Source organism: Faecalibacterium sp. AM43-5AT (assembly GCF_003603345.1).
Taxonomy (GTDB): Bacteria; Bacillota; Clostridia; order Oscillospirales; family Ruminococcaceae; genus Faecalibacterium; species Faecalibacterium taiwanense.
On sequence record NZ_QVGZ01000012.1, the window covers coordinates 1 to 14,860 of the forward strand.

Here is a 14,860-nt window from a genome sequence, read left to right on the forward strand (position 1 = left end):
GGGCTGTGCAGAACCTGACTGATATAGGCACTGTCCCAATCATACATCTTTTCATCATCAATAAAGCGGCCAAACATCTCTTTCTTGTAGTAACACGGCTTCAAGACTTTTTCATCGTGGAGCCGCTTGGCGATGCGGTGAAGCCCCAGCCCTTCCTCTGCCATTGAATAGATATACTCAACAACGGGGGCGGTGTTCGGGTCGATCACAAGGTGATTGTGGTCGGCAGGGTCTTTCTGGTAGCCAAACGGTGCGCCGCTGGAGATATACTTTCCACTTTTCTTGCGTGTCCGAAGGGCACTCTTGATCTTTCGGGAAGTGTCTTTGGCGTACATTTCATTGATGATGTTTCGGAACGGGGCAATATCCATCTGAGATTGCTCGTTGGAATCATAACCATCGTTGATTGCAATATAGCGGACACCGTGTTCAGGAAAGAAGATTTCCATATACGTTCCGGTTTCGATGTGGTTGCGTCCAAGTCGGGACTGGTCTTTGGTAATGACTGTTGCCACCTTTCCTTCCCGGATATCATCCAGAAGTTCCTGAAAGGCAGGGCGGTCAGAGTTCGTACCGCTGTAACCATCATCAACATAGTACTGGCAATTCCCGAAACCGTTGCGTGTGGCATACTCCATAAGCATTGACTTTTGAGTGCGGATGCTCAGGCTTTCGCTGTTTGAACCGTCATCTTTTGACAGTCGGCAGTATAAAGCAGTTACTTTTTTGTCCTTTTCCATGTGTACCTCCATAATGGAAAAGAGACCTCATCAATCACATTGTAGCGGATGCTGCGTGACGATGCAAGCCCTTTTCCGCAGTAAAACGTCCAATTAGCCAGCGGCGAGATACGATTCGGCAGTTTTACGAATTTCTTCTTCCACAAGCCGCTGAAAAAGCGTATTCATCGGCACATTGCCGATATAATGGCGTTCCACGATCAGGCGCACGGACTTCGGACTTCTCGGCGCACGTTTGCGTGTGGTGGGCTTCTTCTCAGATTTTTCTTTGTTCAAGGGCAGACCTCCTCATTCATGTGGTGCAAATACGGAAAGGAATGGATGGATTCTATTCGTTTTTCTCTTTTTGTTTTATTACGTTGGTTAGGTGAAAGTTTTCTTCGATACAGTCTTAAAGGCTGCTATACTGCATAGGAAAAATATCTTTTGCAGATGCCATTAAGAATCTGCATCACAGAATCGTGATTTTGGCGGTTCTTGAATCGTGAAAAACGCAGAACTATTCAACATTTGGAATTTTCACAAAGATGTGATTGGGCGAAGAAAACCGCGTTCGTCTGCGCTCAATCAATCCCGCAGCGTCCAATTCCTTAAGCGCACTGGAAACACTGACAGTGCTGCGCCCTAGCTGCTCAGCCAAAGAGCAAATCGTAAAAATGACAAACACGAATCCACGTTCATCTATCCAGAGATTTTTCTGCGAGAGTGTGGCACGGTCGAGTAGCAACACATAAGTCATTTTTGCAGTCTGACTCAGGTCAAGTTCCAAAAGGAAGCGTGGGTATGGGAGAAACGGCGGCAGCGGAGTTTGCGTGGTAAGATATTCTGAAATGTTGATCACCTCCAGCTGAAGCAGAAATCAGGAACAAAGAGTATGTAACGAGAATTGGAGGGTTCCAATTCTCCAGTCGCAGAAAAGCACGAAACAAGTGCTCAACTGCGTTAATAAGTTAAGGTCTCCCATATTGGTCCTCGACTTCCCTAGGAGTGGGGAATCGTCCGGCGGCGGGCTTGCACCGCACCATTGGCATTTCAGCCACCCCGTCTTCGTTATGACCGGGCTGCGAGTTACAGAAGTACCTTTTGTGAAGTACCGGACGATTGAACTATTCACTTGTCAAGGAACATATGGAAGATTTCTGGACTTTGACGGACGAAAAACATCCTTCTACTTGGTAGCCGATGAAAAAGGCCATTTCGTAGCATTGCAAGCAATTTTGTAAACAAAACGTCATAATAGTCCGAGAATGGTCTTGAAAAAGATGCCCTACACTTGGTAGGCATCGAGAACGCCTGTTTCGTAGCATTGGTGAGAAACTTGTAATTGAATTGTAATTCTTGAGACCAAATCTCCGCTTTTGAAAAAATCCTCTCAATAGGTAGGCAACGAAAACAGCCCAAAGACAACCATCTTTTTGAGAATTAACAAAAAGGTCACAAATGACCGGCTTTCAAAGAGGCGCTTCTACTATTAACAGAAAAAGTGGCCTAAAATGGGGGGTGTTGGAGAAAATTTCTGCCTTAAAAGTACGCCTCTACTCACTAGCCAGCGAGAATAGCCAAAAGCCAGCAAAAAACAAATGAATTATGTACTTCTGCCACTGATTGCAACGGCATATCGGTGACAGAAAGATCGTTTAGAGCGATTCTTCGCGGTTTGGGGTGGTAGAAATCGTTTTGTAGTTGGACTTTTTCTGCTGAAGCTGCTCCAGCTGTTTCAGCACCGATTCCTTCTCCGGGGGCTTGCCGCCCGGTGTGGAAAGCTGCTGCTTATTCAGCACCATGTCGATATACTTGCGGATATTTTTCAGGGCAGAGACATCCGGCTGCAAGGTTTCCAGTTGGGTGCGAAACTCTGCGCTGCCGGATTGCAGCGCAGAAAATTCGGCATCCAATGCCGAAAAATCTACCGCTGTGCTGCCGTTCAGTTTCATCAGAGTGCGGACAGCTTTATTAAAGGTGTCCAGCTCCTCTTTGTGCTGGGCGGCATAAGCGTCCTTGGTCAACTTGAAGTTCTTCTTGATAAAGGTGTCGTGGATGGGCTTCAGCTTGGCATGGGCGGCGGCAGCATCCTTGATCTGGGCGATTGCCCGCATACGGTTTTCGTTCTGCTTCAACTGCCTACGGAGAGGGGCGGCGGTCTGGTTCAGGTTAGAAATTGCGGTATCCAGATCCTCGATGGTGTTCAGAGAATGGGCTTTCAGATAGTCCACCGCCCGTTTGACTTCCTCAAAGTCTCGGACAGTGCATTTCAGTTTTGCCTTGCCAGACCAATCGCTGCGCTGCTCGTTGCGGAGGTTGAAGTAATCCACCAGCAGGTCGGACAGCATTGGCTCCTTGGCTTGTTCCAGTGCATCCAAAAGAATCTGCTTCTTTTCATTCAGGTCTGCGATCCAGCGTTGCAGCCCACGAATCGCACTGCGGATGGACTGCATCAGGCTATTGGCGGCGCGAATATCCCGGTTCAGGTTGCCGAGAAAAGTTTCCACTCCACGCTTTTCCATCTGGTGTGCGGCGGGACCGAGATGCACGGTCGGTATCTGCTGGATGCCCTGTCGCTCAAAGGAGCGCAGGTCAACACGTTCCGGGCGGCCAGCCGCTTCCAAATAGCGGTTGGTAATGGTCTCCCAGCCATGCCGCCAGACCTCGGCATACTTCTGGTCGTTCCAGTCCACCGTGTTTTCCTTGTGGCACTTCCAGTTGCCGGAAGCGAGCCGGATGCGCTCACCGTTCTCGTCAAGGTCGTACACCTTTCTGGCTTTCGGGAGCCACTTGCCGTGTTCATCTATTGCCCGGAGCGTCAGCAGAATGTGAGCGTGTGGGTTTCCATCTCCCTTGTCGTGGATGGCAAAGTCGGCAATCATCCCTTTGGAAACAAACTGCTCCTGACAAAACTCTTTTATCATGGACAAATACTGCTCCTTCGGCACCTCCACCGGGAACGCCAGCACGATGCGCCGGGCAAGCTGGGAGTTCCACTGGTTCTCCACAGCTTCTACGGCGTTCCAGAGGGTCGCCCGGTCTGCATATCCGGGCGGCGCATAGGATGGCAGCATGATCTCAGCGTGGACAAGCTCTTTCTTCTTGTTGTAGAATTTTGTTCTCTGGTCGTACTCGCTGAACAGCCGTTCGCCGCTTTGGTAAGCGGCCCCGGCAACAGCGGACTGCCCTTGGCTGCGCTTGACGATGGTAATTTTGAAATGCGGACACGGAATAGGCATCACCCCCAAACAAAAAGACCGCCCAGCAAGATTGCTCTTGGTGAACGGTCTGGAATTGTATTCGGTTTTGCTCGCCGCCTTAGAACGGAGTGCCATGCGCTTCGATCTCAGGCGGGAGCCGCAAAAGGATAGCTGCAAAGCAGCGCAAGGAAAATGCAGTTTTCCTTGGGATGGAATCGGGCTGGCGCACAAACGCCAGCTTCGATTTCATCGAGCCGTCTGCAAGACCGCAATTTCACCGGAACGGTGTATAATTGCGCCCTTTATTCTAAAGGGTGCGGAACGCTGCGGCTTTCGTGCAGGTCGTGAATCATCTTTGCAAGAGCCAGCGCAACTTCCGGCTGACGGAACGCAATTTTCAGCAGCTCCATCACCTGATCGTTGGTGAGTTCTTCCGGCGCAATCAGAAAACTTTCCAGCATTCCGGCACGGGTACACAGCCGATGCACACGGGCCTTGCGGGTCAGCTCCGGTATCTGGTGTTCCAGAATTTTCTCCCGGTGCTGGTAGTAGCGCAGCTGCTGTTCTGCTTTGGCTTTCTCGCTGCGGAGATAGGCGAGATCGGTTTTCGGTTGGGTCAATGGCATCACGCTCCTTTTCAAAAGTTGGTTGTATTCGACATTTTTATTGGTTCGTGGTACACTACACACAATCAATGTGAATAGAGGTGACTGCGTTGCTTGCGTTATATCTAAGTGTGCTTGATGATCGAAACTTTGAAGAAGATTTTACCGAGGTGTACAATACATACAAACGGCTGGTTTACCATACCGCTTACAAAATCATGGATGATTCGTATCTGGCAGAGGATGTGCTACAAGAGGTATTTTTGTACGTTGCAAAAAATTTTTCTAAAATTCATCGAGAAAACTGTCACGAACTCGCTGCTTATCTCGTTAGTTGTAGTAGAAGCCGTGCATATGATATGCTTCGCAAACAACGAGAAGAATTGCTGGAAGATGTCCCAAACGAACCAGATGCCGCTCCGGTGCCGGATGATGCAGCAGTTAGCACCGATAACATTGAACGTCTAACAGAACTGATTGGCCAAATGAAACCGATGTACCGTGATCCGCTACGCCTTTTGGCAATGGGATATACAAACCGTGAGATTGCAAAATCGCTGGGATTAACGGATGAAGTGGTACGAACACGGCTCTTTCGAGGACGAAAACTATTATGGAAGGAGATGAACAGCCATGAGTGAGCGGACAGACATTTCATTTGATGCGGCTTTGATGATGGCACTTCGTGCAGATGCGCAAAGAGAACTGGATTCGCTTCCAACGCCAAAGCAGTTTGAGGAAATCTACCCAGATACGTCCCAATGGGACGAACGAATGACAGAGGCCTTAAAGAAGAAAAAGCACCACCCAGTGTTGAAACGAGTACTAATTGCGGCATTGACACTCGTAATGCTGACGGTTGGTGCTCTTGCGGTCAGCGCTGATTTCCGCAGGGCAGTCTATACGATGATTCAAAAATTTCTGCCCATTGAGATGCAGCTGACTTATCAGGTGGATGGCGAACCGCTGGAGTGGCTCCCGGATGGATACAGCGACCATTATGTGCCGAACGGCTTTGAAATGGACGATGTGCAGAAATTTGAGCGAGCAGAAAACTTTTTACATGTTTACTCGTCAAAAGAAACAGAGGAAAGCTACACAGTCCGTTGCTCAATTATCCAGCCAGGGCAGCAGTCCCTGTTTGATAATGAGCATACAGTGTACGAAACCGTAAAGGTCGGAGAAGCAGATGGTGTACTTGGAACCAGTACGGATGAACATGGAAAGAATGTTTATACTCTAAGTTGGGAACATCGGGGGATTACACATACCGTTATGGGAAACATTCCATACGATGAGATTATGAAAATTGCGGAAGGTATCCGTTAAGAAAGCTGGACACTTGTGAGAGTTCACAAATGTCTGGCTTTCTTTTTGTCTGAACTTACAAAGATGGAAAATTTGAAAAATTTTCTCCTGAAAATTGAAACGAAGCGAATGCGAATTGCGTTGATTATACAAAGGCTCTTGATGGGAGCAAAAAAACGGAGGTGTATGTCTATGTCGAAAAAGCGTTTGTTGTCCATTGTTGTTTCAGCGGTGATTCTCTTGAGCTTTGCCTGCACCGCAATGGCCGCTGAAAAGTCTGAACGGTATGTAGGCGATAGTACGGTCAACGGATCTATTTACCAAACATACTATCAGGTTGATGCCCAGACTCGAACTGGAGTAAAGAAAATCAGCGTTTCAGGCGTTCTCTATGAAAAGGGGACAATTGGAACATGGCAAAAAGTAAGTAGCTGCTCAAACAGCAGCACGACCTCAACCTGCATGGTGAGCAGTAGCTTTAACACTAAGCCCGGAAAATCTTATAGGCTTGAGTATTCTGCGACCTTTAGCTATTCCGATGGACGGAGCGAAACCATTACCGGAAGTACCAGTAGATAAGTGGAGTTTGTTATATATTTCAGCAAGTTAGAAAGGTGTGAGGTAATTATAAAGGCGAGACCAACGCGAGTTATCCGATACCTAGCTATAGTCGCACTGTGCTTGCTTTTGGGCTTTATGCTTGGAAGAAAAAGCAAATATGAAAAACGAGATTATTTGAAACAATTCAAAATTGGAAAAGCAACATACTCTGAATCGTTGATATATGAGGCTTATGGCGGATTGCAAAATGATGGGATAATGTTAGCGGTATACTACGATGTGGATGCAGCCAAAATTATTCATCAACTCGATTCATGGGAGAAAATTAATGATTCTCCAACCATATCTTCTATATTAAAAAATGTGTCGTCATATTTTGGATTAGATTTTGTGATTCCTGAAATTGCAAGTGGAAATTTTTTTCTTTATGATAATAGTCAGCATAAGGAACTACGCTCGGAAGCCGAAATGAATACATTGCTTTTACATTCTGAAGATGTGAATTTTAGTCTCGTTGTCTGGGATGATGAGAAGCACACAATTTATATAGTAGAGTACAGAATTTAAGGAGGTTCGTTATGAAGAGGTTCGTATCATTAATTCTTTCAGTGTGTTTTTTGTTTTCGATAAATACTGTGTCTTATGCTGCTAACATAAGCAGCCGTAAAGCTAGCAATCCTGTTATTCAAAGCATGAATGATAAGTATCATGTTGATTTTTCGGGAATGTCGATAGATGAATTAAATAAGTTTATCGATAAGATGAAAGATGAAGATCAAACACGTGCATCTGGAAATTTGTTAAATAATACACAGCTTGCATGGTTGGCAGCTGCGCAAATTGCACGGGATAAGGGATATGAATGTGCGGCTCTTATGGTTGAATTCTCTGTATATAATATTGACTATTCTGAGAGTGTGACGGATTCTTCGACGCCATTGCTTGACAAGTTAAACACGACAACAGTTTTTAATAATTATAAAAACAAAGTACTTAATAGTGGCTTGAAAGATTTTAGTGGAGGAAGTTGGTCTTTTACAATTCAAAAGTCTGATAATGCAGATTTATTCTATGCATTGCATAGGGTAAGCACCTCTGGAACAGGCTTCATGATTGGTAATTCTATAATGTATTACTTGATTACCGTTCATGACACATTTGATTTTGCATATGACAACAACTATGACGACTTGTTTACTACTACAGTGAACAATTGGGCTTGGTTGTGCCAGCAGACGCATGTGTTGAATCCCATAGAGATAAATCTTAGCACGGCTATTGGATAAAAAATCAGTGGTATTTATTTTTTTGCGAAAGTAAAAGTTGAAATCTAAAATAAGGATGGCTCTAACGTATGAAAAATTTTACGGAGGTGTTTCCAATGCAGAGCAACTGATGTATAAGAAATCTTGTGTATACTCTAAAAGTAAAGAAGGAAAATTAAAATAGCTAGTGAAAAAATATCTCGTAGAATTTTTTTGAAAGCAAGTGGGATTGTGGCTCTTTCTTCAATGGAGCTTAACTCTGGGCTGACTGCTTTTGCAGATAATCAAAGTGATGGAAGCAAATCTCATATCGAGAGATACCATAGATACGATTTTGATACAAAAGAAGAATCTATAGAGGAAATTATAGTTGAAACCAATTCCTTCACGGATGGAGAGACAACTGCAGGCTATTTTCCAAATGGAAAGATTTCGGATATTGATCTATCCGATCTGTATGCGATTATCGGAAGCAATGATATCACTGTTGTTGATAATCCAACGGCAACACCATATTGTAGTACGGTATGCCTACAGATAACGACCAATAATGGAGGGACAAATTATGGTTCTGGATTTATGATTGGGCCTAATGCACTTGCAACAGCAGCACATAATCTATACAGTATAAAGGAAAAAGCCTACGTTAAGTCGGTAAATGTCGCACCTGCTCGATCTGATAATAGTAAACCTTTTGGAAGCGAAAATGTATCGGCAAGTTCGATGATTGTTAGTGATTCTTATCTTGCTGGAACAAGTTCGGAGGATTGGGCGATTATTACGCTCAAGAATAATTTAGGAACGAAAACGGGATGGCTTGGGTTACATTGGCAGTCTAGCAATTATTCATCATCACAGTTGGTGTATGCTTATGGCTATCCGAGCCAAATAAATGGTGCCGATGCGAGATATCGGATGTGTAAATCTTCTGGGTATATTAGAAGTCAGACTTCAAAATATCTCAAGGGCGATTGGGATTTGACAGGTGGCTTTAGTGGTGGTCCTCTTGTAGAATATATTTCTGGAGCTGGGTATGTAGCTATCGGAATCCATAAAGATGGAAGCACAATTGATGGTTCTTCATATCCAACTTCTTATACAGGGGCATTGAGAATAACACAATCGCTTTATACGCTGTTCCTTTCATACAGAGGTTGATAAAATGAAATGCAAACGGAAGATTATGGTTGGCATAGCATTTGTGGCAGTGGTTCTCTGCATTCTATTTCAATCGAATACATTCGGAAGAAAAAAATCGGAACTTATAATTGAAGAAGTTGACCTGAAGAACAATTGTATTTATGCGACTGCAAAAAATCAATTATATGATACGGATGACAATTATATAATTTATGGCGTATCAAACTACTTGAAAGGAAATCTTCAGTTGTCGTATCTTAAAGAAGGCGAAAGCATTCTTGTGATATCAAACGGTAAGGTGTTGCTATCAGATCCGTATCAATTTGATAAAATATACAGTATTCAACTGTTGCAATAGCGTTTCATTTTCTCAATAAATAATATAAGCTATTTACAGCTGCCTCCTCTGTTAAGTGGTGGTGCAGTGCTTATTCTCAATAACGATGCGATTGATGAAAATGATAGACCTTTTTGGAATTTAGAATTTTCTCAATAATCAAGCCCCCAAAATGGCAAACTTGAAATCATCGAGAGATACATAAAATATAGGGTTAAATCGACTTTCGTGTCGAAAAAACAAGTGCTAGAAATAGCAAAATCCATTGAATTTTAGAATGACATTTATAAGAAACCAGTAGATTTGCCTGATATTTGTGATTTCTTTGACCGTTGGGCCATTGATTTTGCACTACATTGATTTTGCACTACTATGAGCAAAGGAAAAACTTAAAATAAGCAAACAACCCGCCATTTGCAGCGACTGCAAGTAGCGGGTTGTTTGGCCTATTTAGAGGTTAGTCTTTCAGTTTGCCATGGTCACAGCCAAGTGAGAGATAATGCTCAATCTCACCACTCAGCACAAGCTGGACGCACTCCAAGGGCTTGTTGTATAGTAGCCAATCAAGTTCAGCTCGCTGTGCCGGGGTATTGCCGTATTCGTCCTCGATGGCAAGGCAGTCAATGGCAATGGCAGAGCCATCAGCGAACTGGGCTTCCGCTCGGTTGGTGTCCATATTATAGTGCCAAGAACGTGCTTTTTGAGAACTATTCTGGTCAAAAATTCGATTTTGTTTCATTTGAATGCCCTCTTTGATGCTTTTATGATTTAGTTTTTTGACGAGATGAGGTCTCTTTTTTCTTTCTCTTGAGTCACCCAACCGCACTATCCTGCATCCGTTGCACAGACAATGCTATCCACATCTGGGCGGTCCATCAGCTTTTGCAGGATACCAAACTGCTTTTTGGTGGACGCAGACACCAGATACTGCCACCTTTCCGGCAGGATGGGCAGATCTGCGATGCTCCACTTGACGTATTTGGCATCGTAGATATTGGGCGGAGCAAGCTCCACCAGATGACCCACGCACCAGCTTACCAGATAACCGTTGCCCTCAAGGTAGCCGTCCTGACGGTTGGTGGCACCGAGGACTTTGGCGTAGGACATGGCAACCGAGGGCTTTTCTGCTACAACTAGAATTGAAATAAGCGTTCCCTCCAATCTGTTTTCATTTGGATATGTACGGCGGCAAAATGCCGCCTTGAAATCAGATGGGTTCAGTGTCCTGCTCGTCCGGGGTTTCGTCCTCGTCCGGCACATCGGTAGGGATCTCAAAATCGCCCTTGTCCTCGGTGTAGTTTGCATCGGGGTCGAGGGCTTCTTTTTCGGCTTTTTTCTTCTGCATCTGCTGGTGATAGAAATAGAAGCCGCCACCTGCTGCCAGTGCAATCAGCACCACCACACCCAAAAAGCCGGATGCGATCTTTGTGACCTTGTTTTCCTTGGGCTGTTCCGTGCCGGATGCTGCCGCTTCTTCGGCGGCTTTTTTCGCTTCTTCCTCGGCTTTCAGCCTGTCCTGTTCCGCCTGCGCCGCTGCTTCTTTTTCAGCGGTGTAGGCATCGGCAGCATCTTCCTCCATCAGAGCCAGAAGGTCGGCTTCGTCCACAAGGTTCATAAAGTGAACGGTCTGCTGCCCCTTGGCGTTGCGGTCGATAACCAGATAGAATGTGTTGCCGGACTTACTGACCAGCGTGATAAACTGCTGCCCGGAGCCATCCGAATAATTGGTGTAGTAGTCATCCACCAGTGTCAGATTGCCCTCCGGGGTCAGTGCGCCGGAGGTTTCGTCCGTGACGGTAACAGCATCTTCTTTGCTGCTGTCCGTCAGGACAGGCTGCTCGACTTCTTCAACAGGCTCGCCGCCATAGGCAAATGCCGGAGCCGCCATACCGACACACAGCACTGCCGACAGCAGCAGTGCGCCGACCTTATTCATCATCTTCATCCGAATCTTCCTCCTTGCTGAACGTGGCACCGACTGCGGACAGCGCAGCCGGGTTCGGGGTGCTGGTGGCAGACTGCCGCAGCAGGGCGGCGAGCTGTTCCGGCGTTACCTTGGCTGTGCGCACCATCTCGTTGACCTCGGCGGCTTCGGCCTCCTGAATCCGCCGCTCCAGACTTTCGATGCGGTTGTTGATCTTGATGCGCCGTTCCTTCTCTTTTTCCAGAGAAGCGCGCAGTTTGTCGAGTTTTTCGCTCATAGTGTTCTCCTATTATTTGGATAGCCGCCCGAATCCTGACAGATATTTCTGCCAGTAAGACGAGTGAATGTTTGCGTACTTGATGGGGTCTCCGGCACTGACCATCATGCCGTTTCCGAGGTAAATGCCCACATGGCTCTTCCCGACGGTATCATACGTTCCTTCAAAGAAAACAAGGTCTCCGGGCTTTGCATCGGCCTCGGAAATGTGCTGGCTTTTCTGCCATAATCCGTTGGCGGTGGTTCTTCCCACATCGTAGCCGTTCTGGTTGTAGACCCAGCAGACGTAGCCGGAGCAATCGAACCCAGTTTCCGGGGTAGAGCCGCCCCACACATAGGGCGTACCCACATACTTTTGGGCTTCCTTGTAGATGGCGGCAAATTCGCTGTCCGTCAGGGCTTCTGCCGGAACCTGATAATCAATACCCGGTGCGCCGGAGCCGTCCGAACCACCGGGCGGCAATCCGCCGTTGAACAGATAAGGCCGACCACCCAGCGTATCCTGAAAGATCTCATAGCGTTTCCACTGGTCGTTGTCCAGTTCCTCCCGGATAACCACTTCCAGCCCTTTATTCACCAATTTAGTGTGGAAGATGCGGTACTCATAGGGCACCTGCGTAGGGACTGGGATTCCTGCCGGACTGATGACCCAGACGGTCTTATACCGTATCTGCACCTCCACCCATGTGGTCAGCTTGTACTGCTTTTTGAAGGTTTCCTTCAATTTACCCTGCACCTCCGACCGGGTGTAATCGTCATACAAAGTGGTCAGGAACGAGGTGAGCTGCCACGGGTCGTGCTCGATGGGGTCAAGGTGATACTGGTACTCGTTGTAGCCGGGGTGGTCGGTGGGGGTGCGCTTAATTCTTTTATCCAGTTCCTTTTCCAGCTTCTTGTAGTCGGTTTCGGCTCCCCGGATGTCCCGGTCCTCTGCGGTGTAAATGGTCTGCCCGGATACATGCGTGGTGCCGGAAAACAGAATGGAACAGGACGAAAAGCCGGACATCACCATCAGAATGAGCAAAAGAAAAACGCCCACGATCAAAAGAACGTGCGCGTTGCTTTTTGCAAAATTGGCAATGCCGTTGACTGCGGTGCTGACCACCGATTTTCCTTTGTCAATGACCTGCTCCATGCCGGACTTCGCAGCAGTGGTGCCATTGGATACCGCTTTGCCGCCTGCGGTCTGCGCCGCTGTGCCCGAATGGGCGGCGGCATAGTAACTTTGCCGGATGTCCTGTTTCTGCCGCCATCGGGAGAGCCAGTTGGAGCCACCCTCGCCGGTTCCGGATGTGCTTGCATTTTGTGCCGCAGTCGGCTCCTGCGGGGAAGATTTTGCGATTTTGGCACCCTTCTTGCCCTGCATCTTGGCTTTCTTTTTCAGCTTCCTTACATAACGATTCTTTGAGAAATCGCTGACTGCTTCTTCGGACTTCACGCCTTCATTGAGAGCCTGCGTGCCCACATTATCGTCCTCGTACTGGTCAATCTCCCGATGTGCCGCAGACCGGGCGGCAGCGGCGGCATACATAGCACGTTTCTGCTGCTTTGTCATGCGGGATGCTTCATCCGGGGTGATCTCGGCTTTGCCAAAACGCAGGTGCTGCGCCCTTTCCGCAGCTTTATCTGCATCGGTTTTCAGTTTTTTCTTTCTGGGCACCGACTGTTCCACCCTCGCTTTCTTCGGGGGAGAACGGGTCTTTTTTGCGGACGATTCCTCTTTGATGTTCAGCTTCGGATTACTCATTTCTGTGTGCCCTCCGAGATCTCGTTGAGTTTGGTCGTGAGGATGCGGTAGAGTTCAAGGTCTTTCGGGAAGTGGTCAACGAAGGGCAAAATCACGTTACCGAAAAACAGCAGTCCTTCGCCCTCGCCGGAATGGGTCACATAGGAAAGCTGGTGGGGCGAGATGTTGAGCTGCTTTGCGAGGATCTGCCGGTCTCCGTTCGCCTGATTGAGCATATACATAAAGTCCGAGTTCTCGAAAATGTTCGATACTTCGGGACTTGTCAGAAGGTCCTTCACATTCTGTGTTAATCCTGTCGGAATGCCGCCCCACTTACGGAAACGCTTCCAAATCTCCACAGAATAAGCGGCAGTCTGCTCCTCTTTCAGCAAAAGGTGGAACTCGTCCACAAAATACCGGGTGGATTTTCCGGCTTCACGGTTGGCGGTCACGCGCCCCCAAACGGCATCCTGCACGATGAGCATGGTCAGCGTTCAGCTTCATAAAGCGACTGCGTACCACCTCGGCGGGCTTATCGTCCCCGGCAATGCGCAGCGTCTTGCGGTTGGTGGCACAGGTGTCCACCAGCAAATCTACGATCTGATAGATGGTATCCTCATCGTCCGGGCAGAGCCGGAGCAGAAGGTCTACCTCCAAGGACTGCGAAAAAATATTCTTCCAGTTGGGCGCGTTTGCTCATCCAGTCGTTTTCATCGCAATAGATAGGATCAGTATCGCTTACCTCTGTATTATTTCTCTCAGTCTTATTACATCGTAGTTTGGCCGGGTCTTGAAGCGTATTCTGGACGGTTCCAGAATCGTCATTATCACGATTCAAGTAGGGCGTTTTTGACGATTCTGACGAAAAATTCTTTACATAGATGAGATCGGGCTTGCCCAGCCCCCTCCGTTTGCGTTCAATCAGGCCGTACTCTTCCAGTTCTCGCAGCAGCTTGGTGGCCTTTTTATCGGCACAGCCCAGTGAATCCTGCACCTCCTGCACAGTATAGATGATGAACACCCGCCCAGCTTTGTCCAACCAACCATTCCGGGCTGAAAGGCTCATGCGGTCCAGCAGGATACCGTACAGCGTTTTGGCATCTGTGGAAAGCGGTTGGAAGCGGCTATCCTGAAACAACAGCTTGGGAATCCGGTAGAAGGAGAACAGCTCGCTGGACCGCCCATAGAAGTAATCAAGGTCTGCGGTTCTTGTCGGCTTTCTTTCGGGCATAGAGAATATCCCATTTTTCAGGTGTGGAACGGAATACATTGACCTGCTTCTTATAAGGGCAGTGGGCATACAGGCAGGTGCGGAACTTGAAATCGGGTCGATAGTACGGGCACAGCTTGCAGCTGTCCGGGGCACGGTCGGAACCTTCGCCAGCGGCGATCACATGGTGCATGGAGTGCTGAACATGGCGCAGAGCTTCGTTTCGCTTGTGGCTCACTTGGCATCACCTCGTTTCTCCAGCGGTGCCATCAGGTCTTTGTAGCAGGGAACCAGCACACAGGGCTTTGCCCGCTTGTAGGGGCACCCTTCGCACTTGCTGGGGCCTTTGGGCGGCTCGATCAGATAGTAGCAGTTCTCTTTACCGAGAACGCAGCCCTTCTTTCGATTCTTCCAGAAGAAGCAGTGCCGGCAATCTGCCGGGCGGGAAGCGTGGTAGCGGATACCGTCCATCGTGACGGTCAGAACTTTTTTCATTGGTAAACCCTCCTTTGATGGATTCGGGAAGTTCAGCCCGAAAACAAAAAAGCGCGTTCCTCTTTCTGTTCCGAGAGAACAGCGAGTGAAC

16 protein-coding genes and 3 pseudogenes are annotated in these 14,860 nt (G+C 47.6%); 6 read left to right on the plus strand and 13 right to left on the minus strand.

The genetic code is table 11. The features are described from left to right. The 4 genes from DW937_RS12115 to DW937_RS12135 form a co-directional block, all read right to left on the minus strand. The coding region (locus DW937_RS12115; protein ID WP_243111479.1) for a recombinase family protein at positions 1–740 on the minus strand (740 nt) is incomplete at its 3' end. 93 nt (positions 741–833) lie between these two features. Then, positions 834–1,016, minus strand: coding sequence for a hypothetical protein (locus DW937_RS12120; protein ID WP_005945116.1), 183 nt, complete (start codon positions 1,014–1,016; stop codon positions 834–836). A 1,361-nt stretch (positions 1,017–2,377) separates the two neighbouring features. Further along, on the minus strand, positions 2,378–3,961 hold the full coding sequence (gene mobQ / locus DW937_RS12130) for a MobQ family relaxase (protein WP_181967591.1): 1,584 nt from the start codon (positions 3,959–3,961) through the stop codon (positions 2,378–2,380). A gap of 263 nt (positions 3,962–4,224) precedes the next feature. Beyond that, positions 4,225–4,548 carry a DUF3847 domain-containing protein gene (locus DW937_RS12135; RefSeq protein ID WP_005924694.1) on the minus strand — a complete coding sequence of 108 codons (324 nt, stop codon included), beginning with the start codon at positions 4,546–4,548 and terminating at the stop codon, positions 4,225–4,227. A gap of 80 nt (positions 4,549–4,628) precedes the next feature. On the opposite strand from DW937_RS12135, the gene DW937_RS12140 reads away from it, so the two are divergent. From DW937_RS12140 to DW937_RS12165, 6 genes are all read left to right on the plus strand, one after another. Then, the gene (locus DW937_RS12140) at positions 4,629–5,168 is read left to right on the plus strand and encodes a sigma-70 family RNA polymerase sigma factor (RefSeq protein ID WP_223383315.1); all 540 of its coding nucleotides are present in this window, start codon (positions 4,629–4,631) and stop codon (positions 5,166–5,168) included. Beyond that, a complete protein-coding gene (locus DW937_RS12145; RefSeq protein ID WP_005924698.1) occupies positions 5,161–5,856 on the plus strand; it encodes a DUF4367 domain-containing protein in 696 nt (231 codons plus the stop codon). The genes DW937_RS12140 and DW937_RS12145 overlap by 8 nt, the downstream gene beginning before the upstream one ends. Positions 5,857–6,027: 171 nt before the next feature. After that, positions 6,028–6,414, plus strand: coding sequence for a hypothetical protein (locus tag DW937_RS12150; RefSeq protein ID WP_223383317.1), 387 nt, complete (start codon positions 6,028–6,030; stop codon positions 6,412–6,414). A 156-nt stretch (positions 6,415–6,570) separates the two neighbouring features. Continuing rightward, positions 6,571–6,963 carry a hypothetical protein gene (locus tag DW937_RS12155; RefSeq protein ID WP_223383318.1) on the plus strand — a complete coding sequence of 131 codons (393 nt, stop codon included), beginning with the start codon at positions 6,571–6,573 and terminating at the stop codon, positions 6,961–6,963. A gap of 11 nt (positions 6,964–6,974) precedes the next feature. After that, on the plus strand, positions 6,975–7,682 hold the full coding sequence (locus DW937_RS12160; protein ID WP_015536562.1) for a hypothetical protein: 708 nt from the start codon (positions 6,975–6,977) through the stop codon (positions 7,680–7,682). A gap of 210 nt (positions 7,683–7,892) precedes the next feature. Further along, positions 7,893–8,819 carry a trypsin-like serine protease gene (locus DW937_RS12165; protein ID WP_005924705.1) on the plus strand — a complete coding sequence of 309 codons (927 nt, stop codon included), beginning with the start codon at positions 7,893–7,895 and terminating at the stop codon, positions 8,817–8,819. Between the two features lie 776 nt (positions 8,820–9,595). Here the strand turns inward: DW937_RS12165 and DW937_RS12175 are convergent. From DW937_RS12175 to DW937_RS12210, 9 genes and pseudogenes are all read right to left on the minus strand, one after another. Continuing rightward, positions 9,596–9,877, minus strand: a complete 282-nt coding sequence (locus tag DW937_RS12175) for a DUF6061 family protein (protein WP_015536560.1) — start codon at positions 9,875–9,877, stop codon at positions 9,596–9,598. A gap of 89 nt (positions 9,878–9,966) precedes the next feature. Then, positions 9,967–10,284: pseudogene (locus DW937_RS15440) on the minus strand (toprim domain-containing protein); the annotation flags it as partial. A 61-nt stretch (positions 10,285–10,345) separates the two neighbouring features. Then, complete coding sequence (locus DW937_RS12185; protein ID WP_120121078.1) at positions 10,346–11,083, minus strand: DUF4366 domain-containing protein; 738 nt, start codon at positions 11,081–11,083, stop codon at positions 10,346–10,348. Then, positions 11,067–11,339, minus strand: coding sequence for a DUF4315 family protein (locus DW937_RS12190; protein WP_120121080.1), 273 nt, complete (start codon positions 11,337–11,339; stop codon positions 11,067–11,069). The genes DW937_RS12185 and DW937_RS12190 overlap by 17 nt, the downstream gene beginning before the upstream one ends. A 12-nt stretch (positions 11,340–11,351) precedes the next feature. Continuing rightward, complete coding sequence (locus tag DW937_RS12195) at positions 11,352–13,085, minus strand: C40 family peptidase (RefSeq protein ID WP_120121082.1); 1,734 nt, start codon at positions 13,083–13,085, stop codon at positions 11,352–11,354. Continuing rightward, a pseudogene (locus DW937_RS12200) lies at positions 13,082–13,549 on the minus strand (conjugal transfer protein TraE); the annotation flags it as partial. The gene DW937_RS12195 and the pseudogene DW937_RS12200, both read right to left, overlap by 4 nt. Next, positions 13,548–14,295, minus strand: a pseudogene (locus tag DW937_RS12205) (replication initiator protein A); the annotation flags it as partial. The pseudogenes DW937_RS12200 and DW937_RS12205, both read right to left, overlap by 2 nt. Then, positions 14,258–14,512, minus strand: coding sequence for a hypothetical protein (locus tag DW937_RS14750; protein WP_005924919.1), 255 nt, complete (start codon positions 14,510–14,512; stop codon positions 14,258–14,260). The gene DW937_RS14750 and the pseudogene DW937_RS12205, both read right to left, overlap by 38 nt. Then, positions 14,509–14,769 (minus strand): hypothetical protein, encoded by a 261-nt coding sequence (locus DW937_RS12210; protein ID WP_005945283.1) that lies wholly within the window; start codon positions 14,767–14,769, stop codon positions 14,509–14,511. Before DW937_RS12210 ends, DW937_RS14750 begins: the two co-directional genes overlap by 4 nt. Between the last annotated feature and the right edge of the window lie 91 nt (positions 14,770–14,860).

Excerpts from the sequence above, each read along its gene's own strand:
- DW937_RS12175 (WP_015536560.1), bottom strand. The coding sequence starts at position 9,877 with ATGAAACAAAATCGAATTTTTGACCAGAATAGTTCTCAAAAAGCACGT.
- DW937_RS12145 (WP_005924698.1), top strand. The coding sequence starts at position 5,161 with ATGAGTGAGCGGACAGACATTTCATTTGATGCGGCTTTGATGATGGCA.
- DW937_RS12150 (WP_223383317.1), top strand. The coding sequence starts at position 6,028 with ATGTCGAAAAAGCGTTTGTTGTCCATTGTTGTTTCAGCGGTGATTCTC.
- DW937_RS12135 (WP_005924694.1), bottom strand. The coding sequence starts at position 4,548 with ATGCCATTGACCCAACCGAAAACCGATCTCGCCTATCTCCGCAGCGAG.
- DW937_RS12210 (WP_005945283.1), bottom strand. The coding sequence starts at position 14,769 with ATGAAAAAAGTTCTGACCGTCACGATGGACGGTATCCGCTACCACGCT.
- DW937_RS12160 (WP_015536562.1), top strand. The coding sequence starts at position 6,975 with ATGAAGAGGTTCGTATCATTAATTCTTTCAGTGTGTTTTTTGTTTTCG.
- DW937_RS12190 (WP_120121080.1), bottom strand. The coding sequence starts at position 11,339 with ATGAGCGAAAAACTCGACAAACTGCGCGCTTCTCTGGAAAAAGAGAAG.
- mobQ (WP_181967591.1), bottom strand. The coding sequence starts at position 3,961 with ATGCCTATTCCGTGTCCGCATTTCAAAATTACCATCGTCAAGCGCAGC.
- DW937_RS12185 (WP_120121078.1), bottom strand. The coding sequence starts at position 11,083 with ATGAAGATGATGAATAAGGTCGGCGCACTGCTGCTGTCGGCAGTGCTG.
- DW937_RS12195 (WP_120121082.1), bottom strand. The coding sequence starts at position 13,085 with ATGAGTAATCCGAAGCTGAACATCAAAGAGGAATCGTCCGCAAAAAAG.